This window comes from Clostridium drakei (assembly GCF_000633595.2).
In the GTDB taxonomy this organism is placed as follows: Bacteria; Bacillota; Clostridia; order Clostridiales; family Clostridiaceae; genus Clostridium_AM; species Clostridium_AM drakei.
In genome coordinates this window covers 1-23,430 of record NZ_JIBU02000048.1, presented here as the reverse complement: position 1 = coordinate 23,430, position 23,430 = coordinate 1, and the positions used below count along the sequence as shown (strand labels likewise).

Here is a 23,430-nt window from a genome sequence, read left to right as displayed (position 1 = left end):
ATCTATATCACCTCTGTTTTTAAATAACGAATATAATTTTTTACAAAATCGTTATATTTATGTTGTGATATTATAAGCTTAATGCCATTTTCAAGTGTAATACTTGAAGTATCATATTCCATAATATAAGCCATATTTACGATATATCCACGATGGCATCGAAAAAAGGTACTGCCAAGTTGAGATTCTACGTCATCCATTTTAGCATAATATTCTTTAGTATCATTTTGGGTATACAAAATCACCTTTCGTCTATTACTTTCTACATAGTAAATTTCCTTAAGAAAAACTTTTTTATAAGTTGTCCCAATTTTTATAAGTATATATTTGTTAGATTTTTCATTTGATTTTTTATACTCTAATACTGCATTCTTAAATACTTCAATAAATTTGCTGTTATCTATTGGCTTTAGAAGATAATGAAATGCATGTACATCAAAAGCTTCATATACATACCTATCAAATCCAGTTACAAATATTAATATGGATCTGCAGAATTCATTTTCATTGTTTCTAATTTTTTTTGCAGTAGTTATACCATCTAAATTATCCATTTCAATATCTAGAAATATTATGTCATGTTTTATTTTTGATTTAGATAGATCCTTACCTGAAATGTATTCTTTAACATCACATGAAATTTTCTGTGATAGTATTAATGATTTTATGTAATCTCTTGTGCTTTTTTCATCATCACAAATCGCTATATTTAACATTGTTTTCATGCACTCCTCTAGTGCACTATCGAAGCAAAAAATATATACTTTAACAAAATGTAACAAATTAACGTTTTTTTGTAACGAAATTCTTCATGAAGTGATTCTTAAATAAACAGATTGGAGTATTAGGAGTGATAGGGCTTGATAAATGCATCCCTTAATGCCTGTATACGTTGCAATTACCAAATTCATTAAATATAATAAAATTACAATATGTAGTTTCGATATTGATACAACTATATATTGTAATTTTATTTATAGTATTATAAAGATAGAATAACTTTTTTTGGGGGGATATTATGACATTAGGTGGAGCAGTTCTATTTGTATCTATATTTTCTTTAACGTTATTAATGGTTGATTATGCACTTTACAACGATATTAAAAATATCAATCGTGATTTACATTCCTTGTCAGATAGAATAAAGATAGTGTTTTTTATACTAGTAAATGTGGTATTTGTTGGATTAATAATAGAAGTTATACTTATATATTATAAAATAGACTTCTTTAAATAATATTTTTGTATTATAATACGTTTATGTACAAAACCCTAACTTCTTTTTGAGAATATGCTTTATGAACTCACTTACTACAAACGTGTGTCAGAAGAAATCCTAAAGATGAAGACCACAAGAACTATTTTTGTTGTTCCACATATTCTACAATCATATTAAATCCTGTAGGAGTTTTCTTTACATCTTTCATTATCGTGACATCATTCTCTAATAGAAAATCCTTAAATTCTGTTATAGAGTCAACAATAAATGTTGCCTTTGTGTTTTTAAAAGACTCCAATACTTCATCTGTACCGCAAATAATTAAAATACTTCCCACTTGTACTAATTCCAAATGAAACTGCTTATGCTTAAATCTCATACTACATTTTTCATCTAGTAAGCTTTCATAAAATGCTACTGTCTGATCCATATCATTTACATAAATCCGCTCTAAAATTTGTTTAACTTTCATTTTCGTTTCTCCTTCAATTTTTAAATAAGTCTTTATATTTTTAGGTGACATATTTCATTATCAAGTGTAAATCCCCAGACTATTTGCCCATTATATTCAAATTTGCATTAGATGCCTGCGCCTTTGCAGAATGCTTGATTTCTCCATTCAGCTTTATTGCTAAAATCCCCATGATGATAATCGTTATTATGTCAGCAATCGGTTGAGCAGCTATAACTCCATTTAGTCCCATAAATTTTGGCAGCATCAAAATTATCGGAATAAAGAATATAGCCTGACGCCCTGCACAAAGTACCCAACCACCTAACGGTTTACCAAGTGCCATAAAGAGCATACAATAAATTGCTTCTATACCATAAAAAATGAATGTGATGATATTGATACGAAGAGCAAATGATCCTATTTCTATAACTGATTCATCGTTCGTTGTAAATAAAGAAACGACCGGCTGGGGAAACAAAATCATAAGTAGCGTCATTAAAGCACAAAAAATGGTAGTCCATTTCACTGCAATGTTTGTTGCACTTCCTAACCGATCATATTGTCCTGCGCCATAATTATACCCGGCAACTGGCTGAAAGCCTTTTGCAAAACCAAATACCGCATAGATGCCCATAGATATCACACGGGTTACGATTCCCATAGCAGCAATGACAGAATCACCATAAGGCTGTGCAGCCATATTTGTTAAGCTAATAGCAACACTGGTTGCAAGCTGAAAAACAAGAATTCCAATTCCAACTTTAAAAATTTCCTTGAAGATTGTACTTTCAATACGGATTTCTCTTAGAGAAAAGCTAAAGATACTTTTTTTCTTCAATATGTAAAACAAATACATAATTGAGGTAACAATTTGAGCAACCGCCGTTGCCACACCAGCCCCTATAATTCCCATATGCAGACCAAAAATGAAAGTCGGAGCAAAGATGACATTTAATCCGGCACCAAGCAGCATCGCAGTCATTGAAACCTTAACCGCTCCCTCACTTGAAGCAATATTGTTCATGGTAACATTAAATATGTTAAAAACTGAGCTGGCTACATAGATAATGGCATATTGTTTTGCATAGGGAAAAATTGTTTCCGTTGCACCTAAACCCCATAATACTTTATCTAAGAAACACTCTAACAAAATGATTACAGTAACACCGATAAAAAGGCTTGAATAAAGAGCGGTTGAAGCTACATGAGTTGCATCCTCATTTTTTCTCTCCCCCAATAGTCTGGAGATATACGCCGCTGCACCGCCACCAAACATGACTGCTATACCAACAATTGCTTGTCCAAGAGGGAAAGCAATAGATATTGCCCCCATTTCGCTTGTTCCTAATTCTCCAACAAAGTAGGCATCAATCAGATTGTAAAACCCTGTTACCAGCATACCAATCATTGTTGGCAATCCCATTTTTAATAATAACTGTGGGATTGCGGATTCCCTTAGCATTGTTATACGTTCTTCCTTGTTCATAATAAAAATCTCCTTCAATTTATAATTTGTATATCAATTGTACCCTTACTGTTCCGAGTGTAAGGATGCAATTACAAGATTCAGCTATGTCTACATTTTTAACCTCATGCGATTACTTATAAAGCAGTAAAATTGTTTTGATGTAATCTTATCCTGACTGGTGTAATTTCAAAAATATATTCACCTCCTCATGAATGAATAACTTTATTCATTCATATAATAAATCTTTATGTTGAAAAAGTCAATGAATGAATTTATTCAATAGACTATCAATAAAAAATGTACATAATAGCCAATAAACTTTTCATGTACATCTTCTTTCACTTATATTTAGTCTACCTTAATTCCTAAAACACGTACTAGCATATCTTGTGTAAAATCAAAAAAGGATTTCATATACTCTTTCGCATTTTCCGCTGGCATTTCTGCGTGGAAAGTGTGTATCAGACCTGAAATCAAAAACTGAGCAGTTCTGGGAGCATTGCTGCAACTAAAAGTATTTTCTCTCATCCCCTGTTCTATAATCGGTATCATTACAGTCATCCATTGATAGGCTACATCATCCAGCAGAATCGCCCTAATGCTTGACCCCTCATTATATCTTGATTCAAACTCATGGTGATTAACCGAAAAATCAAACATGCGATTTATGACAAGATTCAATTTTTCAATTGCTGGGATATCCTGTGATATTGGAATTCTCATTTGTTCTACCGCTTGTATTGCATAATATTCTGAGGTTGCTGCAAAGATTTCAGTTTTAGATTTAAAATAGCGGTAGCATAAACCAGGAGATACATTCATCCTTTCAGCGATATCTTGAATTGTTGTATTTTCATAACCTTTTTCGGAAAACATCTCTAATGCTGTTTCAACAATTTCCTGACGGCGTTCATCCGGTTCTTTTGATATACGTATTTTACGGGAACGATCACTCTGGTTTCCTGAGAATTTATTTTTAGACAATGCCATATTTTTGCCTCCGTTTAAAATCATTTTACGAGTGAATGAATATATTCATTATCATCTATTTTTGATTTTTTGTCAAGGCAACAATAAATATCTACTTTTTTATTTCATGTCCAATCATAATAATTAATTTATTACAAGTTAATTATTATGATTTAATCATAATATCTGGAGTCGGAACCAGCGTTTTTATTTTTCCGATATTTCGTTTTAGCTTTGTTACATTGAATGGTTTACCATGCGCCGGGTAAATAATCCTTGAACAATTCAAGATCAATTTGTTCCAACTATTATAATATTCATCCAGATTTTCAATTCCTATCGTCATATACTTGGCTCCTAAAATGTTTACAATTGGGTGGTTCATTACAGAATCGCCACAAAAGCAGTTTCCATCATCAACAACTAATGATATATCTCCTTTTGTATGACCCGGAGTGTATACAATCTTTCCATCCATTCCTAATTTTTTTAATATACTAGTATTATCTCCCTCAACAATAATATCTGTATCTCTAGTTTTATACACTGGAAAAGTACTTGTCCAACTTGATTTTAATTTTTTACGCATAATCATAAGAAAGCGTACTCTCTTATTGGGAACTCCTCTTTTTTCATTTCTTAGCAAATCGACATTTTTGCCTGTTTTTAAAGCTTCCGATGCATACTTGTGCATTATAATACGAATATTATTATTTTTTTCTACCAAGAAATTTATTAAACCGCTGTGATCATTATGATGGTGTGTTAAAAAAAGATAATTAATATCTTTAATGTTTATAGAATTTTTATGTAATTCCTGCTCGAAAACAGTTAAATCGCTTTCATATCCAGTATCAACAAGTAAATATCCATTTTTAATTTTTAATAAGTAGCAATTTGTTGCAGATAATTTAAGACATATTATATCCATAGGTAATTCACTCCTCTTCTAATTTTGATAAAAGCTCTTTTAATGATGATATGTTTGATTTAAAAGATCCTAAATCCTCAGAATTTAATTTTGAAAACATTATTGTAAAATAGCTATGTAGCTTTTTCACATAACTTTCAACAAATTCATCACCTACATTACTTAATTTGATAAAAATAATTCTACGATCATGTGAAGCATTTACACGTTTTACATAGCCCAATTTTTCAAGCTTATCAATTAATAATGTTACATTTGGCTTTGTAACTTGTATCTTCTCACTTAGTTCACTCATAGGGATCTCATTGTTTATTTTTAGCAATCGCAAAATTGCTGCATGTGATCTTACAAGCCCAAATTCTTTTAAATATTCATCAATTTTTGCATACGCTTTTCTAGTTAAATCGTGTACAATAAAAGATACATCTTCAATTAGATTTTCCATTTCGTTGTTTGTCATAGTAATCCTCCTGTTAAAAAACAATCTATTGGTTCATTAATTAATAGTTAAGTGCTTAACTATTAATTAATGTATCACTTTCTTTTAATAAAGTCAAGTTACTATTATTAAATAAATTTCTTAGAGTGAGTTCTTTACCATTAACAGCGAAATGCTCTTGTCACCGTTTTCTCGCCACCGCTGCTCCTTGTATTGTTCCTCATTGCATTTATGTTATGGTTTCAAATCATAATCAATAAAATTTAGAGATTTTCTGTGCTGCCTATGGCTATTTCTCACTTAAATACCAACAGCCGCCATCCCAACCAGTACTTTTTTCTCTCTCACCTCCATATCCCTACCGCTTAACTTTTGCAGCAGAAATTCAGAAACGATATTTCCATCCTTCATAAACAGAACCCTATCAGCCCTAGCCGCAACTTTTGCATCGTGGGTAACAAGCAATATGGCTGTGCCTTCTTTGTTGATGTCCACCAACAGCTCCATGATTTCCTCCGCCGACTTTGAGTTAAGTGCTCCAGTGGGCTCATCAGCAAAGAGAATATCAGGCTCATTCATTAATGAACGGCATATTCCAGTTCTCTGGAGCTGACCACCTGAAACCTCCATAATATCCCTGTTTTCAAGCCCCAAAATACCCGTTTTTTTCATCAGGTTTTTTGCTCTTTGTGTAAGCTTCACTATATCCTTTTTGCCTTTATGCACAGTGGGGAGGATGATATTATCCAAAAGATTTAAGTTCTTTAGCATGGTAGGCTGTTGAAAGACAAATCCCATTTTTGTTCGGCGAACATCCGCAAGCTCATTTTCGCTAAGTTTACATATCTCAGTATCACCAAATTTCACTGATCCACTTGTAATTTCATCCATACCGCTGAGTGCAAACAGCAGTGTTGATTTCCCAGAACCAGAGGGCCCCATTATGGCAACAAATTCGCCTTTTGCTATTTCAATATTTACTCCATTCAACACCTTAGCCTGCTCACCAGCTTTTCCAAAAATTTTCACAATATTTTTACCTGTAATAATGCTATTCATAATATCAAGCCTCCTTAATATACTCTGAAATTTTTAATGTCTGAATACCGGAAACACCCAGCATAGTGCCAACAACAACGCAGCTCGCAATTAGCAAAGGTGAAACAAAATATACAAACCACGGGTTTACTGCAAACTGGAAGGTTGTTGCGCCAAAGGAAGAAATGATTGCCACCCCAACAAGCTCTCCCAGTGTATGTGCTAGAATCGTTCCGATGATTACGCCCAATGCCATCACAGTAATTGAGCGCGTAAGGTACTGCTTCCGAATATCCACACCAGTAAAGCCCATTGACTTCAGTATAGTAATAGGATAACGGTCTTTCACCACCAGCATCTTCATAAACAACACTGTGACCAATAGTGTGCTCAGAGTGGTTGCCCCAATAGCAACAATTGAAACCATTTTTATGGCATCCCGTATAGAGCCGAGCATCTGTCCAATACTTTCGTCGATACCAGTAACTTTAGCGAAGGAAAACTGTTTCCTGTACTGCGATATTGCCACCTCTATATTCTGACGATCACGAAATTTGACTGCAATACCTACGCTCAGAACATCTCCGTTATTTGTGTGAAAAATAGCTTGTGCCGTTCGACCACCATTGGTGACATCAGAGTAAATCCCACAAACCGTCAGATGTTTTTCTACACCATCAATAATTAAAACGATTTCATCTCCAACAGTTTTTTCGAGGTCTTTAGCATTGAGGACAGAGATGGCAAGTTCTGATTCAGCTTGTGGGGCACGTCCATTAGAGTAAGTAATAGGAAATTTAGAATAGTCACCAGATGCCACTCTTAGCTTCTCTATTCTTCCATCATCTGCTTTCCGATCTAGCATCATGCTGGTAAACAAAGTATACTTTTCAATATTCTTATCCTTTTTCAGCATATCAACAACTTCCGCCGTCTTCTCCATAACGTCCTGCACCTGTGTTCGCATCACTCCGATATTAACATCGCAAATTCCCATGCCCATGTAGGTAATGAAACTTTCTTTAGAAATAGTATTGCTAATATTTTGAGGCACAATCATAATAAACGATGAAATTACCAATACCATCAGCATAGTAACGTATATCTTTTTCCGGGAAATAACATCCTTGATTCCCAAAAAAATATTTTTAGAAAAGAGCCTATTATTACTAAGTTTAAATGTTCTGACCGCTTTCGATTTTTCCTGAGGAGCACCAAATCGCACTGCTTGCGCTGCAGATATTTTACGGAAGCACTGCAACACGCTGTTCACATACAGCATGACAACCACGCAGATTACCATAGCCCCCAAAAGTCCGCAGATCAAGCCAGTCAATGGGCTGCCGCTTTCTCCCATGTAGAGGCGAATATTTTTCATAAAAAACGTTTGGATGGGTAATGATGCCAGAAATCCCAGCACGCAAGCCGCACCTGCTATAGCACCATATTTCGCAAGATAGAGTTTTTTAATCTGCGATACCCTCATCCCAACAGCCTTCAATATGCCTATTTCCTTATAATCCTCCTCGATTTTAGCCAGTAACGTAAAACGGATGCACAAAAATGCCACAATGATAACAAGAATGGCTATCAACACCAACACGGCAATCATAATCCCGTCTGTAATGCCGTTTATCATCTTCACTTGGGTATAAGTAATAGCAGGCGGGCCGTTTGCCGGAAGCCCTGCATGGAGATAGGCTGCCTCGAAAACCGGGAATGAAATTCCTTTTACCAATCGGAACTCAATAAGGTGTTCTAACTTTCCAAACTCACGGACTCTTTCAAAATCAGCTTGGCTCACAAGAAACCGCTTAGAGCTTACCATAGATGCATTCATAACAGAATCTCGCAAAAATCCCGCTACAGTAAAGGAAACACCATGTATTTTCACTCTATTGCCAATTGCCACATTTCCTTCCTTCATGTAATAGATGGGGACATAGATTTGGCCGTTGGCAGGATGGATGACTTCACCATTTAAGTTAAGGAGAAAGTCGAATTTCTTACTTTGCACTGAAAGGCCGTTATCCTGTACGCTTTTGGCAAGAGAATCGTTTCCAATGACAATATTCGCACCCTCAATGTTAAGGAACTCCAACACCTGATAATCCTCTACACTTTCATTGGCAGCAGCGAAGCTTTGCAACTGACCCATATCTACGTTGCCTGTGTGCATCTGCATAAAGTGAAGTGACTTTGCTGAAAGAATCATATTTTCCATAGCGCCAAACAGGTTTACTGTAAGTGATAAAGATAAAGAAGTAAGCATGGCCGCAATGAGTATAAATGTTGCAATGGTGGCGGTAATCAACTTACTTTTGCGTATATCGTTTTTAATAATTTTTTGATACATATCCATCCCTCCATCTTTTTGTATCCTTAAATTTGGGGAAAACTTAAGACAAACATCTTTGTATAGGGATAAGGTGCATCCAATAGCATAACCTGGCCAGAATGCTGTTCCATCACCTTTTTAACAATAGCAAGTCCAAGTCCAGTTCCACTGCTGGTACTTCTTGAATCACTGCCAGATACAAAAGGTTCGAACAGATTCCCAACGATGGCTTCAGGGATAGCCACTCCGTTATCAGCAATTTGTATCTCGATACCATCGGGCTCATTCGTAATTCCCACAGACAATAGACTGCCCAACGGATTATGGCGAATTGCGTTAGTCAACAAATTCCCAATAGCGCGGTTGATTTCTAATGAATCCACCATGAAGAATATAGGTTTGTCCGGTAACCGCAGCTCCAATTTCATCTGCCTGCTTTCCATTTCACCAAACAAAGTGGCACAAGACACACGAAGTAGTTCTACAAGGTCACCTTTCGCAAAATTCATCTGGTATTGTGGTGTACCCAACTTTGAATAGGAAAGTAACTGGTCAATTAATTTGTTCATCTGTGCAGATTTCGTTTTAATTGCCATATGGTATTCTCTTTGCTTCTCCGGTTCCTCCACCATACCGCTTTCTAAAGCCCCAGCGTATCCATAAATTGTTGTCATGGGAGTTTTCAAGTCATGGGCAATGTGAGAAAAAAGCTGCATCCTTTCATTTTCCATTAGCATTCGCTTTTCTTCGGAGTCTTTCAGCTTTCGTGCCATAAAATTGAAAGCATCTCGCATTTCCTCAAATTCCGTTTCTGTTTCAAAGTCCAGTATAGTGTCTAAATGGCCAGCAGTGACCTCCTTGAAACCTTCTTGCATTTTCTCCACAGGCTCCATGATTTTCCTGCTGATTCCACGCCCAAAAAGAACAATACCTATAAAATATACCGCAACTGTGATAAGATTCCAGAAAATCGAAAGTATGATTTGCAATTTTTTTGTCTCTTTAGCCAAAGGAGAAAACGCTAGTTCCGAGAAGTTCATCCCGTTATTTAATGTAAACAGACTAAATAGAAGCTCTAATATCAGAAGCGTCAATGCAATTCCTATGGTATATCTTATAAAACTGCGCATGATAACTTTTTTGAAACTACATTTTTTCTTCATGTACGCACCTCCAGGCGATACCCTAATCCCCGTACAGTTCCGATGAATACCTCACCATCTCCTGGAAGTTTGCTTCGCAACTTGCTAATAGCTACCATCACTGTATTGTCGTCCACCATGGCTGTCTCCTGCCATGCAGCTTCATAAATCTGTTGTTTGGTGTATACACGTCCAGGACTTTGCATAAATAACTTCATTATATTAAATTCCGTGGCAGTAAGAGGGATTATTCTGCTTCCAAATCTAAGAGTACAAGCACAAACATCCATACACAATTCACCTGCTGTTAGTAAAGCTGCTTGAGAATCCACCGCACACCCGTCATAACGGCGTAATTGAGCTTTGATTCTGGCAGTGACCTCTAATGGGTCAAAAGGCTTTGTCACATAATCGTCCGCACCAAGGTCAAGTCCCAATATTTTCTCATGATTTTCCGTTTTGGCACTCACGATAATAATAGGAATATTGCTATGTTCTCTCAAACTTTTCATAAGCTGATAACCGTTAAGCTCTGGCATCATAATGTCAATAACAGCCAAATCAATCCGTTCAGATGCTGCTTGTTTAAGCGCTTCCAATCCATTTTCAGCCTGTATAACACAAAATCCTTCCTTTTCTATATACAATCGCATAAGCTCACGAATTTCTTTCTCGTCATCTACAATAAGAATATTTTTCTTCATGATTTCCCTCCCCTATTCTTGCTCCTCATAACTTCGAGCTGTAACTTCATTATAATTACCATACCTTTCAGTTAAACATGGTCAACCTTAACATTATCTTAAGATTTCTTCTACAATCACATTTATGGATATGTTCTCAAATCCCTTTAATACAGAGCTGTCCAGTATTTACCTATTAGATCAATATCATTATATTTTAATTCACTTAGAGGGTCAACGAAAGATTTAATGCTTAATTTGCGCTGGTTCGTGATCCCATTATTTCTTACCATAATCCTATTAACTTCTCCATGAAAAAAGAGCTAAGATTTTACTCTCAGCTCTGGTTTTTGTTTAATGTTTATTTCTTCTATTTTTTAGACAATATCTTTGGTTTCTGAATACTCTTTCATTACCAATTGCCTTTTAGCCCCTATTATAGACTCTTTTATATATTTCTATTCCTCCGATTATGACGAATATAAATAATATAATATAGAGGTTTTTATAAAAAATAAAATTATAGTTTAAAATTTCTGAACCAAGCATTTTAATAGCTACAAATCTGACAAGAAATAAACCTACTATAACAATAAAAAAAGGATGGCTTTTATTTATGTTATTAATTTTGAAGTTAATCTTTTCGCTTATAGGAATATATACTTTCTCATAACTTTTATTTTTAAAAAACGGAAGAATAAATAAAGAAACCGCACTTCCAAGTATAAACTGGTCTACTGTAATACTTGCTGGAAGAGAATAGTTCTTAATTAAATTCCCTAATACCATCATCATTAAAATTAACATAAGGGATACCATATATTTTTGTATGTAATTAAATACTTTATAAATTATATTTCTACTATTGTTAAACTCCTGAATAATTGATTCGCAAAATGCCTCATAATCCTTACCGATGAATATATCAATAGATTTATCCTCTGCTTGTGCTTGTAACATCATATCCATAATTTGTTGTAAAACTTCTTCTTTTTCATTTTGAGTTAAATTACTATCTTTAATATAAGAAGTTATATTTCTATACAAACATAAATTTTTCTCATTGAATTTTTTTTGCTCTCTTATTCTAATTTTTCTTAACTTCATTCCAGAAAACATTATCTATCCCTCCAATACATTATCAATATTTTTCTTTATTTTATCCCAAGATAATATGAAGTCTTTTAATTCTACAACACCTTCCTCTGTGAGATAATAATACTTTCTCATTGGTCCTAAAGATGATTTTTTCATAATAGAGTATAATAGTTTTTTCTTTTCTAATCTTATAAGTATAGGATATACACTACTCTCCGAAATAGCTTCAAACCCATAATCTATTAACCTTTCACATATCTCATAACCATATGTCTCCTCTTTATTTACTATTTTAAGAATACATCCTTCAAGTAGTCCTTTTAATATTTGAGTATCATTAGCCACTAAATCACCTACTTTGTATTACGTAATAGTTGTTAATTACATAATATATCTACTACTACGTATTGTCAAGTAGTATTTATTCGATCGCTACCATTGCTAATACCACAACTTTTTTTATATGAAACTCCACCTGAGTCTAAGAATCACTTAATTTCGGACATAAAAAAAGACCAACCAAACTCCCTCATTCTCCGATAAAATCAGAGAAATCATTGGCATTGTTCTTGCAAAAAAAGCCTGCTGACTTCAATACTTTTCTGCTTGAAATGTAAACCGCAGGCTATTAAATAAAACAAGGCAGCACATATCTTTTTTAGGCAAAGAAAATAACAAAAACAAAGCGAGAGTTGACCGTGGAAAAAACGACACCGCTTGAAGTTGAAGTGCAAAATTTTATCGCAAAATGTAAACAGTAAACATAGTTAAAAGAAGTGTGACAGCTTAAAGCAATCCTACTCTTTTATAACAACGCTCATTAGTGATTTTTGGGGTTTTTATAGTATGTTCTTCACCTTTATTACCCACGATTAAGGCTTGACAAAACAGATTAACCGCGTTATACTGAACATGTTCAGAACATATTCAGTATAAAGGAGGTGTTTTGTTTTTAATACTGCCTATTCATTTCATTTTGAGTACAGTACCAACCGTCATAGTTGTTGTCCGTGTAGCATTAGCTTTATTTTCATCCTGTATTCTCTTACTTACCAAATATCATGATGCAAACCGTAAAGGCTTGTTCAGCTATGTTGACGGGAAGTTTTTTATTCGCTATACTGAGCATGTTTTGAACTAAAAACAACTGAAATATGGAGGTATTGAGAATGGCTAAGAAAGAGCAGGATGCAAGGAATCGGATTATCCGAGCAGCAATAGAAATTTTGAATGAAGTTTCAGATATAGAAAAGATAACCGTTCGACAAATCGCTGAGCGAGCGAATGTTGGAGTTGGCTCAATAAATTATCATTTTAATTCTAAAGATAATTTGTTAAGCATGGCTGTTGGCGATGTCTTAGCAAAAATGGCTACGGGCTTTTTAGAAGATAAGCCTAACTTAACTCTAAACCCAGTTCAAAAATTAAAGGGTATGCTAAAGGCATTATGCAATGTTGCTACCTCAAACAATAATCTTATTCGATTCATGTTAACACAAGGAATACTAAACGGAGATATGCAAACTCCACTTTATTTAACCCCTATTCTCAAAGAAATTTTTGGTGAGGAAAAAGAAGAAATCAAATTGCGAATTATTGCATTACAGATTCTGCACCCTATCCAAATTGCTGGAATATCTCCGGCTGCATTCCGTATATACAGTGGCATTGACTTGTATGATACTGAAGATAGAAACAAATTTATTGATATGTTGATTGATAACTTGATCAGCTAAAGAAAGGAGAATTTCTAAATGAAGATGGCAACTATGATTAGTTCAGTAATAACACTCTTACTTATGTTGTCAACTATGATTTGTGGCTTATGGCTGAAATCAGGTCAACCCGGTTCCATTAACTTTCACATAAATTGTGGTATAGCATCGTTTGCTTTTTGCTTTGTTACTTTGATATTATTGGTTGTTACCCTGCAGAATATAAAGAAAGGAAAATAAACCATGTCAACACTGATTTTATACTCGACTAAGTCTGGTGCAAGCCAAGAGTGTGCGGAGCTATTGGCGAATAAAATAACAGACTGTGTGGTTTGCGATATTAAGAATTCAACACTCAAAATTGAGTCCTTTGATACAATAATCATTGGTTCTGGTGTGCGTATGGGAAAACTCTATAAGCCAGTTATTAGTTTTATTCGTGAAAACACTACCTTGCTATTATCAAAGCAGTTTGCCATTTATCTATGTAATGCGTATCCCAATACATTTCAAAAGGTGATAGAAAAAAATATACCGCAAGAACTTATTAAACACTCAATTTGTATAAAGTCCTTTGGTGGTAAGCCACCCTTTACATCTCCGCAAAATTCAGACTGGATAATGAAAGTAAATATTGATACCTTTGTCAATGAAGTAACCCATATTGTATGATATCATGGATAGTAAGGAGGTTGTAGCGAGTATTGACAAGTAGCTACTATGCCCAATATGCAATAGTAAAATGCTATAAAACGCAGAGCCGATAACGTATGAGGTAGACACTCCCGGTTATTAGCTCTGTTTTTTATTCTTTGGGTTGGCTTTCCAATGCAGCTTTCACAATTGCTTTGATAATCTCCATTGACCGTTCATCGCAGTTGTAGATCATACGGATAAGGTCTTCTATCTCGGTATCCTTGCCGGTCTTGTCAGGATAGAAAATTAAATCCGAATTAATTGCTAATGGTCGAATTATCTTGTATAGCACTCGGACATAAAAAAGAGCCAAGTTTCTGCTCTCAGCTCTAGTTTTTTTGTTTGATTTTTAGTTTGTGCATAATTCCGAGATCACTTTAGCGGATTCGTTAGATTTATCATGATTTAATTGTTTAATACATTTACTTACTTAGTTTAACCACAGTTTCAACATGGGCAGTATGTGGAAACATATCCATAATCTTAACCTTCTCAACCTTGTAACCAGCTTCTATAAGGCCTTTTAAGTCCGTAACCAAAGTTTTAGGATTGCAGGATACGTAAACTATATCAGGAGCATTAAACTTTATAACATAATCTAAAGCCACTGGATGAACTCCTGGTCTTGGTGGGTCTAATATTATTACATCTGGTTTTTCAGTTACAGTTTTTATAACCTTAGCCACATCACCAGCTATAAATTCACAGTTGTTTAAACCATTTAATTTAGAATTTTCATTTGCAGCTTTAACAGCCTCTTCTATAAGTTCAATACCTAGAACCTTTTTAGCATTAGGCGCTACTATCTGACCAATGGTACCAGTACCACAATAAAGGTCAAAAACCACCTTTGAAGAAGCATCTCCTAAAAATTCCTTAACTATGCTATATAACTTTTCTGCACCTTTTGAATTAGTTTGAAAAAAGGATTCTGGAGCTATTTTAAATTTAAGGCCCATAAGTTCCTCAATTATATAATCTCTGCCATAAAGTACTTTTATCTCATCTGCCTGAACCACATCTGAAAAACTATCATTTATAGTGTGTAGAATTCCTTTTAAATCTCCAGCATAAGTTAAATTTAAAAGACTTTCTTTAAATTCTTCTAAATTGAAGTCTATCTGTGATGTCGTTACTAAATTTACTAATATTTCACCTGTATTTTTACCTTTTCTTATTACTAAGTTTCTTAGATATCCTTCTCTTTTCATAACTCTATAATAGTGAAGTGGATTTTTTCTAAAATAATTTACTGTAAAATCCAAAATTTTTCTAAAATCTTCATCTACTATTTTGCAATTATCCACATTAACTATTCCAAAACTTTTTCCTTTTATATGCATTCCAAGGGTTAGTTCTCCGCCCTTTTCTTCATCTCCAAATGTAAATTCCATCTTATTTCTATACTCAAATTCTTCAGGACTTGTTTCTATTCCTAAGAATTCATAATTCTCAATACCTGCATTATGAAAAAGATCTAATACTTGCTTATGTTTTAATTCAAGCTGTTTTTCATAAGGCAGAAATTGAGTTGTACATCCACCACATAAATTAAAATGAGGACATGATGGCTCCACTGCATAATTTACATTTTCTATTACTTCTAATAATTTTGCTTCTGCTGTATCTTTTCTCTTCTTAGTAATTCTAGCTAGTACCTTTTGTCCTGGAATTCCATTCTTAATAAGTACCTTTGTACCATCCTGAACTGCCACTCCAGTGCCAGGGAATTGAGTTTCTTCTATGTAAAATTCGTATTCCTTGCCTTTTTTCAATTCTTATTCTTTCCTTTCTTGAACTTCCTTTTTACTTAGTTTCTGTCCTAAAGTTTCTTTTACTTTTGTATTTTCCATTATCACTGGATATAAAATCAATAATACTATCATAAATATTATGAAAAATCCTTTGTAATCTACAATATAATATCCAAATATAAGTCTTAATATAAGATCCAGCAAACCTACACCTGCAATTGAAACAACTCCTACTACTACTGTGTCTACAAGACTTGCTTTTAAACAATTACAACTGAATTTTGTATGAGGTTTTTCAACTTCATTTACTGCAACGCTCTTATCTTCAGCAACAACCACATCTGTTTCTTCTGATTTATATGCTAATGCTTTAGCTTCTTCTAGTACTTTAGCTTCTTCTGCTAATTTTGCTTCTTCTGCCGCTTTAGCTGCTGCCAATTTTGCTTCTTCTTGTTCTATTAATTTTTTTTGTTCTTCTTTGTTTTTATTTTTAAGCTCTTCCAAAAATTGTTTTTTCGCTTCTACTTCATCTATCAACATTTCTTCTTTAATCTCTTCTTTATTCTCATCCATTTTTTTATTCCTCCTAAAAAATTCTGTTTCTGTAACAAGTATATTATGCTATACTATTCTCTTTATGTAAATAGCTATTTTACTAAATGGAAAATATATAACTTAACATTTTTATTTTTATTTAATAAAATTCCAAAATATTTACACATTAACAATAAAGCCTTATAATAACATTTGTAAATAAATTTAAACCCCTTTTAATTATAATACAATTTTGTCTAAATGGAACTCTATTTATAACTATTAAATTTTTTGAAACAATTTGTTAATATATTATTTTAAAATTATACACATATTAGTTCTATAATCATTCATAATGTGTTTTACGCTTCGGAGGAAATGAAATGGAAAAAGCAAAAGTACTTATTAGTACATATATAGATGTAATATTATTTATAATTTTGGTATGTGCAAAATCACTCATATATGGAAGACAGTTAGAATCTGGATACTTTTCATATACTTCATTACTTTACCCAATATTCGCCTCTGTTATAATCCTTGTATCATTTTCTTTAATTTTAAACAGTAAAGCTCGTACTAAATTTCTATACATATGCAATTTAATCATAACTATTTTTTTTATAAGTGATTTAAATTATTTTAGATATTTTAAAGATGTAATATCAATACCTGTGCTTATAAATGGCTTTCAACTTGGCGCAGTAAAATCCAGTGTAAGCAGCATTATAAAGTTCACTGACTTTTTTTATGCTTTAGATCTCATATTTATACCTATAATAATTAATAAATATAAATCTGAAAAAGCTGAAATTACGAATAAGCTTTCAAAAATATTAATTTTTTCAGTATTATTAATTCTAGGCATAATTATAGATACACATAACTTTTATTTTCTCTCAAAAGATCAACCAAAACTTTTAACTACCATGTACAACAAAGTATATATAACAAAAAAATTAGGAAGTATTAATTATCACTATTTAGATTTTTATAATTTTGTTTCCTTTAATATAAGTCGAAAATCTCCTGTATCTAAATCAGAAAAAACAGCTATACAAACTTTTTTTCAAGATAACTCTTCCCATAACAATAATTTAAATGGAACTGCAAAAGGTAAAAATCTAATCATGATTCAAGTTGAAGCCCTTCAGGAATTTGTTATTAACTCCAAAATAGATGGAAAAGAAATCACTCCAAATTTAAACAAATGGATAAAACGAAGTGAATACTTCAATAATTTTTATTATCAAATATCTGCTGGAGGAACCTCTGATGCTGAATTTATGACTAACAACTCCTTATACCCAGCTTCATCTGGTGCTGCATATTTTTTGTACTGCGGCAATGAATTTAATGCTATGCCTAAAAGTTTTAAAGACTCTGGTTATAATACAGCTGCATTTCATGGATTCAGAGAAAGCTTTTGGAATAGAAATGTAGTATATAAAAAATTTGGGTTTGATAATTTCTATGGTGAAAAAAGCTATAATATTGATGAAAATGTTGGATTAGGTTTAAGCGACAAATCTTTTCTAAATCAATCTATAGATAAAATAGAAAAAATGAATAAACCATACTATTCATTTTTAATAACCTTAAGCAGTCATTTTCCTTATGATGATGTTGATAATTATGGTAATTTTAATGTAGGATCTTTTGAAGGTTCTCTTTTTGGAGATTATTTAAAATCCATACATTATACAGATGAACAATTAGGAGTGTTCTTTGATAAATTAGAAGAGAAAGGAATTCTAAAAGATTCTGTTGTAGTACTATATGGTGACCATTATGCCATTCCTAAAGAACATGAACAAGAATTATGTAAATTTTTAAATAAAAGCTCTCTATCAGATATAGAATGGTTGAAACTTCAAAAAGTTCCAATGATGATTCATTTTCCTGATGAATCCATTAAGGGAGTAAACACTATATATAGTGGTCAAATGGACATATATCCTACAATGGCTAACCTTTTTAGTTTATCTGATAAAAGTTTTATGGGAAAAGATCTTTTTAATTCTTCACAAGGAAATATTATATTTAGAGACGGTTCTTTTATATATAATAACTATTATTACGTTAGCCAAAAAAATTCTTACTATAATATGTCTACAAATCAAGAAATTGATGAAACTGATTCTCTAAAAAAGAAGAAAGAAGATGTATTAAATCAGCTCCAATATTCGGATGAAATATTAAAGCATAATTTGCTAAAAAAATTTAAATCCAATTAATATAATTTTTAGCAATCATGCTTGATATCTTTGCACAAGCTAATCCTAAAATTGCTCCTACAAGTACATCTGAAGGATAATGAACAAATAAGTATAATCTTGAAAAAGCAATTAAGCTTGCTAATAATAGGGCATATAAACCATACTTCTTTAAATTAATCATTAAAACCCCTGCTGCTGCAAAGCTAGCAGCCGTATGTCCTGAAGGAAATGAATAGGACTTAGGAATTTTTACAAGCATTTTCATTGTAGGAACATCTACACATGGTCTTGTTCTTTGAACAACATGCTTTATTATTCCTTCTCCTAAAATAGTAACTAATATTAAACTCAATGCCATGATCATTCCAACTTTTTTATATTTATTACTTATTAAAAGTAGTATGGTTATGATCACCCAAACTAATCCTCCACTTCCTAAGGACGTTATTACAGGCATTACTTTGTTCATTAATGCTGTATGCATTTTTTCTTGTATAAAGATTAATATATTTATATCTATGTCTTGTATTAAATTCATGCTTAAAATATTCCTTTCATAAGTTAAACAACGTATTACACTATATACATTGTACATGCAATGATACATAATTGTAATAAGATTCATAGTAAATAATTTGTAAATTATTATCTACATTGAATTTAAAGCTTTTATATTAGTTAGAATAATTTATTATAGATAGCATGATTAACTATAAAATATATTTATTATAGTTATAATTGTAATAAATACTTTACAACTGTAAATATTTTTTTACAGTTTAACTAACAAAACGGTTTAAAACGTTTACACAAATTATTATGGTTATATTATTTTATTAAAATTCAAGCTATTTCAACTTTTAAATATATTGGCATAATAAATGCTATTATAAATTAGTATGTCAACGCTTGCATAAAAGCATAAAAGGGAGGTATTTAAAATAATGAATGAAAAAAAAGGCAATGCTCTAGCTCTACTACCGTTAGGTGTATTTATGGTTCTATTTCTTGGTGTATCAATTATAATGAAGGATTTTTATAAAATGCCTGTAATTGTAGCATTAATAATTGCATCCACTATAGCCATACTTCAAAACAGAAAAGTACCTGTAGAATTAAAAGTTGAAAGATTTTGTAGAGGTGCTGGAGACTCTAGCATAATACTTATGTGCTTAATTTTTATTTTAGCAGGTGCTTTTGCTGAAGTCAGCAAAGCTATGGGCGCTGTAGATTCTACTGTAAATTTAGGACTATCTGTTTTCCCACCTAGCTTCATGGTTGCTGGTATTTTTATAATTGGTTCTTTTTTATCTATGTCACTTGGAACTTCTGTTGGAACAATAGTAACTCTATCACCTATTGCAGTTGGAATATCACAAAAAACAGGTTTGCCTATAGGATTTTTAATTGCTGCTGTAGTTAGTGGTGCTATGTTTGGTGACGGTCTATCTATGATATCAAATTCTACTGTAGCTGCTACTAAAACTCAAGATTGTGAAATGGTAGATAAATTTAAAGCTAACTTTAAGATAGTTCTTCCCCCAGCTATTATAACATTACTTATATATGCATTTTTAACTTTTGGTATGAACATTAATCATTCAGGAGATTATAGTTATCAATTTATTAAAATATTACCTTACATAGCCGTACTTGGAGTAGCTTTAACTGGCTTCAATGTAGTATTAGTACTAGTTGGCGGTATTGTACTTGCATCAATAATAGGACTTATTTATGGATCTTTTGATATATTCACAGTATTTCAGCTTTGTGCAAAGGGTATTGCAGGTATGGAAGACATATCTATGATATCTATATTAATTGGAGGTATTGGTGAATTAATAAAATTCAACGGTGGAATAGACTATTTATTAAATATGATACGAAAAAGAGTTCATTCTAGAAAAGGTGCCGAATTTGGTATAGGAGTATTGGTTAGCTTGGTAGATTTATGTACTGCTAATAATACCGTTTCTATAGTTATAGTTGGTTCTCTAGCTAAAGATTTATCTGAAAGTTATGGCGTAGATAAAAGAAAAACTGCCAGTCTTTTAGACACTTTTGCTTGCTTTATACAAGGCTGTATACCTTATGGAGCTCAACTTTTAGTTGCTTCTAGTCTTGCAGCAATTTCACCATTCTTGATAATGAAGTATCTTTGTTATCCGTATCTTTTAGGCATAGCATCAATATTTGCTATAATACTTGGAGTACCGAAATTTAAAACTCCAGCTAAAAGTGCATTAAAACTAGAAGATGAAGATCCTTCTATTGGTGCTTAACAATACATAAATTATATACTTTTTACTTATAAGCACTGAACTTTTTCAGTTTAAAAATATTGCAAAATAACTTTTTTAGTTAATAAAAATGAAGAGTTAATAGTTAATGTAGGTTTTTTATGACAGTAAAAAATCATCTTTCGCTATTAACTCTTAATTATTAGTTCTTACCGTGTTAAGATTCACTTGATTAAAGCTATTACTCTGTTCATTAATGCTGTATGCATTTTTTCTTGTATAAATATTAATGCATTCATATCTATGTTTCGTATTAATTCATGCTTTAAATAACCTAGTCAAAATAAAAGCATTAAATTCCATGAAATACATATAATTTTTTATAATACCTCTTATCTTTATTATAAAATATAATTATTATACTAATAATTGAATGTAATAAGTGATATTATATATCTGCTGCATTAAAACATGCAAAAATATAAAGGGAGGTATTCAAATTAATGAAAGAGAAAAAAGGTAATGCTATGGCATTATTGCCATTAGTTATATTCATGCTGCTATTTCTTGGTGTTTCAATTATAATGAAAGATTTTTATAAAATGCCTGTAATTGTAGCATTAATAATTGCATCCACTATAGCTATACTTCAAAACAGAAAAATACCTATAGAATTAAAAGTTGAGAGATTTTGCAGGGGTGCTGGAGATTCTAGTATTATACTGATGTGCTTAATTTTTATTTTAGCAGGCGCTTTTGCTGAAGTCAGCAAAGCTATGGGAGCTGTAGATTCTACTGTAAATTTAGGACTAGCTGTTTTTCCACCTAGTTTTATGGTAGCTGGTATATTTGTAATTGGTTCTTTTTTATCCATGTCACTTGGAACTTCTGTTGGAACAATAGTAACTCTATCACCTATTGCAGTTGGAATATCACAAAAAACAGGTCTTCCTATAGCCTTTTTAATTGCTGCTGTAGTAAGTGGTGCTATGTTTGGTGATGGTTTATCTATGATATCAAATTCTACTGTAGCCGCTACTAAAACTCAAGATTGTGAAATGGTAGATAAATTTAAAGCTAACTTTAAAATAGTGCTTCCTGCAGCTATTTTAACATTACTTATATATTCATTTCTAACTTTTGGTATGCATATTAATCACTCAGGACCTTATAATTATCAATTTATTAAAATACTGCCTTACATAGCTGTATTTGGTGTAGCCTTAACAGGCTTTAATGTAGTGTTAGTATTAATTGGAGGTATTGTACTTGCATCTACAATTGGTCTTATTTATGGATCTTTTGATATATTTACAGTATTTCAGCTTTGTGCCAAAGGCATTGCAGGTATGGAAGATATATCCATGATATCTATATTAATTGGAGGTATTGGTGAATTAATAAAATTCAATGGCGGAATAGATTATTTATTAAATACAATACAAAAAAGAGTTCATTCTAGGCGAGGTGCTGAATTTGGTATAGGATTATTAGTTAGTTTAGTAAATTTATGTACTGCTAATAATACAGTTTCTATAATTATAGTTGGTTCTCTAGCTAAAGATTTATCTGAAAGCTATGGAGTAGATAGAAGAAAAACTGCTAGTCTTTTAGATACTTTTGCTTGTTTTATACAAGGCTGTATACCTTATGGAGCCCAACTTTTAGTCGCCTCTGGTCTTGCAGCAATTTCACCATTCTTGATAATGAAATATCTTTGTTATCCGTATCTTTTAGGCATAGCATCAATACTTGCTATAATATTTGGAGTACCAAAATTTAAAACTCCAGCTAAAAGTGCGTTAAAACTAGAAGATGAAGATTCCTCCATCGGAGCTTAAGAATACATAAATTATATACTTTTTAATTATAATCACTCAACTTTTTCAGTTTAAAAATTATGCGATGTAAGGATGCATTGGAAGTTTGGATTTTAACTTTCATTCCGTGATATATGATAAGGGTGTCATCACGGCTAAATGTTTTAATTATTCTAAAGTTCGAAATTTTTGAAATCCTAAGAACTTTGTCAAACTCGGTTCCCTCAAACAGGACTAAAGTTCTAAGGTTTTCAAAAATTTTGAACTAAGAATAATATTAAAACAATTTAGCTAATGTGATGACACCCTTATCATATATCACTGCATAAAAGTTAAAATTCAAACTAGTCACTTCAAGTGTATGCATCTAATTGAACTGTTATAGGTAATTTTAATAAGCCCAAATTATATTTACCTATAATGCATTATATGTACACGTAATGTACTGAGAAGTAACTTTCAACTGTATGGAGACTGATATATGCTGTGAAGGAAGATTCGAACGAATTTTAGAAGTTCTTTGCTTGAGATATTGAAAAATATCGTAATTTTTGCCAGGAAGGCAAAAGCTCCGAAAGCGACAGGACGTCGCATTTGAGGAGGTAGATATTCTTCAATATCTCAAGCATTAGAACTTCTTAATGAAGTGAGTTTTCCTTCACAGCATATATCA

General features: G+C 32.4%; 22 protein-coding genes. 7 read left to right on the top strand and 15 right to left on the bottom strand.

The genetic code is table 11. The features are described from left to right. Positions 1-2 precede the first annotated feature (2 nt). Complete coding sequence (locus EG57_RS0220245) at positions 3-725, bottom strand: LytR/AlgR family response regulator transcription factor (protein WP_032078928.1); 723 nt, start codon at positions 723-725, stop codon at positions 3-5. A 293-nt stretch (positions 726-1,018) separates the two neighbouring features. On the opposite strand from EG57_RS0220245, the gene EG57_RS0220240 reads away from it, so the two are divergent. Next, positions 1,019-1,237 (top strand): hypothetical protein, encoded by a 219-nt coding sequence (locus EG57_RS0220240; protein ID WP_032078927.1) that lies wholly within the window; start codon positions 1,019-1,021, stop codon positions 1,235-1,237. A 121-nt stretch (positions 1,238-1,358) separates the two neighbouring features. Here the strand turns inward: EG57_RS0220240 and EG57_RS0220235 are convergent, their stop codons facing one another. The 11 genes from EG57_RS0220235 to EG57_RS0220185 form a co-directional block, all read right to left on the bottom strand. Next, positions 1,359-1,691, bottom strand: coding sequence for a VOC family protein (locus EG57_RS0220235; RefSeq protein ID WP_032078926.1), 333 nt, complete (start codon positions 1,689-1,691; stop codon positions 1,359-1,361). Between the two features lie 79 nt (positions 1,692-1,770). Beyond that, positions 1,771-3,159, bottom strand: a complete 1,389-nt coding sequence (locus tag EG57_RS0220230; protein ID WP_200880586.1) for an MATE family efflux transporter — start codon at positions 3,157-3,159, stop codon at positions 1,771-1,773. Positions 3,160-3,489: 330 nt separating this feature from the next. Beyond that, positions 3,490-4,131: a TetR/AcrR family transcriptional regulator gene (locus tag EG57_RS0220225; RefSeq protein ID WP_052038015.1), complete on the bottom strand. Its 642-nt coding sequence runs from the start codon at positions 4,129-4,131 to the stop codon at positions 3,490-3,492. 145 nt (positions 4,132-4,276) lie between these two features. Beyond that, entirely contained in the window at positions 4,277-5,041 is a 765-nt protein-coding gene (locus EG57_RS0220220; RefSeq protein WP_032078925.1) for an MBL fold metallo-hydrolase, read from the bottom strand. A gap of 7 nt (positions 5,042-5,048) precedes the next feature. After that, positions 5,049-5,501: a MarR family winged helix-turn-helix transcriptional regulator gene (locus EG57_RS0220215; protein ID WP_032078924.1), complete on the bottom strand. Its 453-nt coding sequence runs from the start codon at positions 5,499-5,501 to the stop codon at positions 5,049-5,051. 279 nt (positions 5,502-5,780) lie between these two features. Next, complete coding sequence (locus EG57_RS0220210) at positions 5,781-6,539, bottom strand: ABC transporter ATP-binding protein (RefSeq protein ID WP_032078923.1); 759 nt, start codon at positions 6,537-6,539, stop codon at positions 5,781-5,783. A 4-nt stretch (positions 6,540-6,543) separates the two neighbouring features. Beyond that, the gene (locus tag EG57_RS0220205) at positions 6,544-8,874 is read right to left on the bottom strand and encodes an ABC transporter permease (RefSeq protein WP_032078922.1); all 2,331 of its coding nucleotides are present in this window, start codon (positions 8,872-8,874) and stop codon (positions 6,544-6,546) included. Positions 8,875-8,900: 26 nt separating this feature from the next. Then, complete coding sequence (locus EG57_RS0220200) at positions 8,901-10,019, bottom strand: sensor histidine kinase (protein ID WP_032078921.1); 1,119 nt, start codon at positions 10,017-10,019, stop codon at positions 8,901-8,903. Beyond that, positions 10,016-10,702 carry a response regulator transcription factor gene (locus tag EG57_RS0220195; protein ID WP_032078920.1) on the bottom strand — a complete coding sequence of 229 codons (687 nt, stop codon included), beginning with the start codon at positions 10,700-10,702 and terminating at the stop codon, positions 10,016-10,018. Before EG57_RS0220195 ends, EG57_RS0220200 begins: the two co-directional genes overlap by 4 nt. Before the next feature lie 405 nt (positions 10,703-11,107). Next, entirely contained in the window at positions 11,108-11,800 is a 693-nt protein-coding gene (locus EG57_RS0220190; RefSeq protein ID WP_032078919.1) for a DUF1048 domain-containing protein, read from the bottom strand. A 3-nt stretch (positions 11,801-11,803) separates the two neighbouring features. After that, a complete protein-coding gene (locus EG57_RS0220185) occupies positions 11,804-12,124 on the bottom strand; it encodes a PadR family transcriptional regulator (RefSeq protein ID WP_029160711.1) in 321 nt (106 codons plus the stop codon). Positions 12,125-12,948: 824 nt separating this feature from the next. On the opposite strand from EG57_RS0220185, the gene EG57_RS0220180 reads away from it, so the two are divergent. Genes EG57_RS0220180 through EG57_RS0220170 form a run of 3 tightly spaced genes read left to right on the top strand, consistent with a single transcriptional unit; the run spans position 12,949 to position 14,166 of the window. Then, positions 12,949-13,515, top strand: coding sequence for a TetR/AcrR family transcriptional regulator (locus tag EG57_RS0220180; RefSeq protein ID WP_032078918.1), 567 nt, complete (start codon positions 12,949-12,951; stop codon positions 13,513-13,515). Between the two features lie 18 nt (positions 13,516-13,533). Continuing rightward, complete coding sequence (locus tag EG57_RS0220175; protein ID WP_032078917.1) at positions 13,534-13,734, top strand: hypothetical protein; 201 nt, start codon at positions 13,534-13,536, stop codon at positions 13,732-13,734. 3 nt (positions 13,735-13,737) lie between these two features. Then, on the top strand, positions 13,738-14,166 hold the full coding sequence (locus EG57_RS0220170; RefSeq protein WP_032078916.1) for a flavodoxin domain-containing protein: 429 nt from the start codon (positions 13,738-13,740) through the stop codon (positions 14,164-14,166). 446 nt (positions 14,167-14,612) lie between these two features. On the opposite strand, the gene rlmD is transcribed toward EG57_RS0220170, so the two are convergent. Together rlmD and EG57_RS0220160 are read right to left on the bottom strand one after the other, a co-directional pair. After that, positions 14,613-15,965, bottom strand: a complete 1,353-nt coding sequence (rlmD, locus tag EG57_RS0220165) for a 23S rRNA (uracil(1939)-C(5))-methyltransferase RlmD (RefSeq protein WP_032078915.1) — start codon at positions 15,963-15,965, stop codon at positions 14,613-14,615. A gap of 3 nt (positions 15,966-15,968) precedes the next feature. Continuing rightward, positions 15,969-16,517, bottom strand: coding sequence for a hypothetical protein (locus tag EG57_RS0220160; RefSeq protein WP_032078914.1), 549 nt, complete (start codon positions 16,515-16,517; stop codon positions 15,969-15,971). A gap of 344 nt (positions 16,518-16,861) precedes the next feature. Between EG57_RS0220160 and EG57_RS0220155 the strand changes: the two genes are divergently transcribed. Next, on the top strand, positions 16,862-18,715 hold the full coding sequence (locus EG57_RS0220155; protein ID WP_032078913.1) for an LTA synthase family protein: 1,854 nt from the start codon (positions 16,862-16,864) through the stop codon (positions 18,713-18,715). On the opposite strand, the gene EG57_RS0220150 is transcribed toward EG57_RS0220155, so the two are convergent. After that, positions 18,702-19,235 carry a phosphatase PAP2 family protein gene (locus tag EG57_RS0220150; protein ID WP_032078912.1) on the bottom strand — a complete coding sequence of 178 codons (534 nt, stop codon included), beginning with the start codon at positions 19,233-19,235 and terminating at the stop codon, positions 18,702-18,704. The two genes, EG57_RS0220155 and EG57_RS0220150, sit on opposite strands and share 14 nt — an antisense overlap. A gap of 406 nt (positions 19,236-19,641) precedes the next feature. Here EG57_RS0220150 and EG57_RS0220145 point away from each other — a divergent pair, with 406 nt between their 5' ends. Next, positions 19,642-20,979: a Na+/H+ antiporter NhaC family protein gene (locus EG57_RS0220145; protein ID WP_032078911.1), complete on the top strand. Its 1,338-nt coding sequence runs from the start codon at positions 19,642-19,644 to the stop codon at positions 20,977-20,979. A 461-nt stretch (positions 20,980-21,440) separates the two neighbouring features. Next, a complete protein-coding gene (locus EG57_RS0220140) occupies positions 21,441-22,778 on the top strand; it encodes a Na+/H+ antiporter NhaC family protein (RefSeq protein ID WP_032078910.1) in 1,338 nt (445 codons plus the stop codon). Positions 22,779-23,430: the final 652 nt, after the last annotated feature.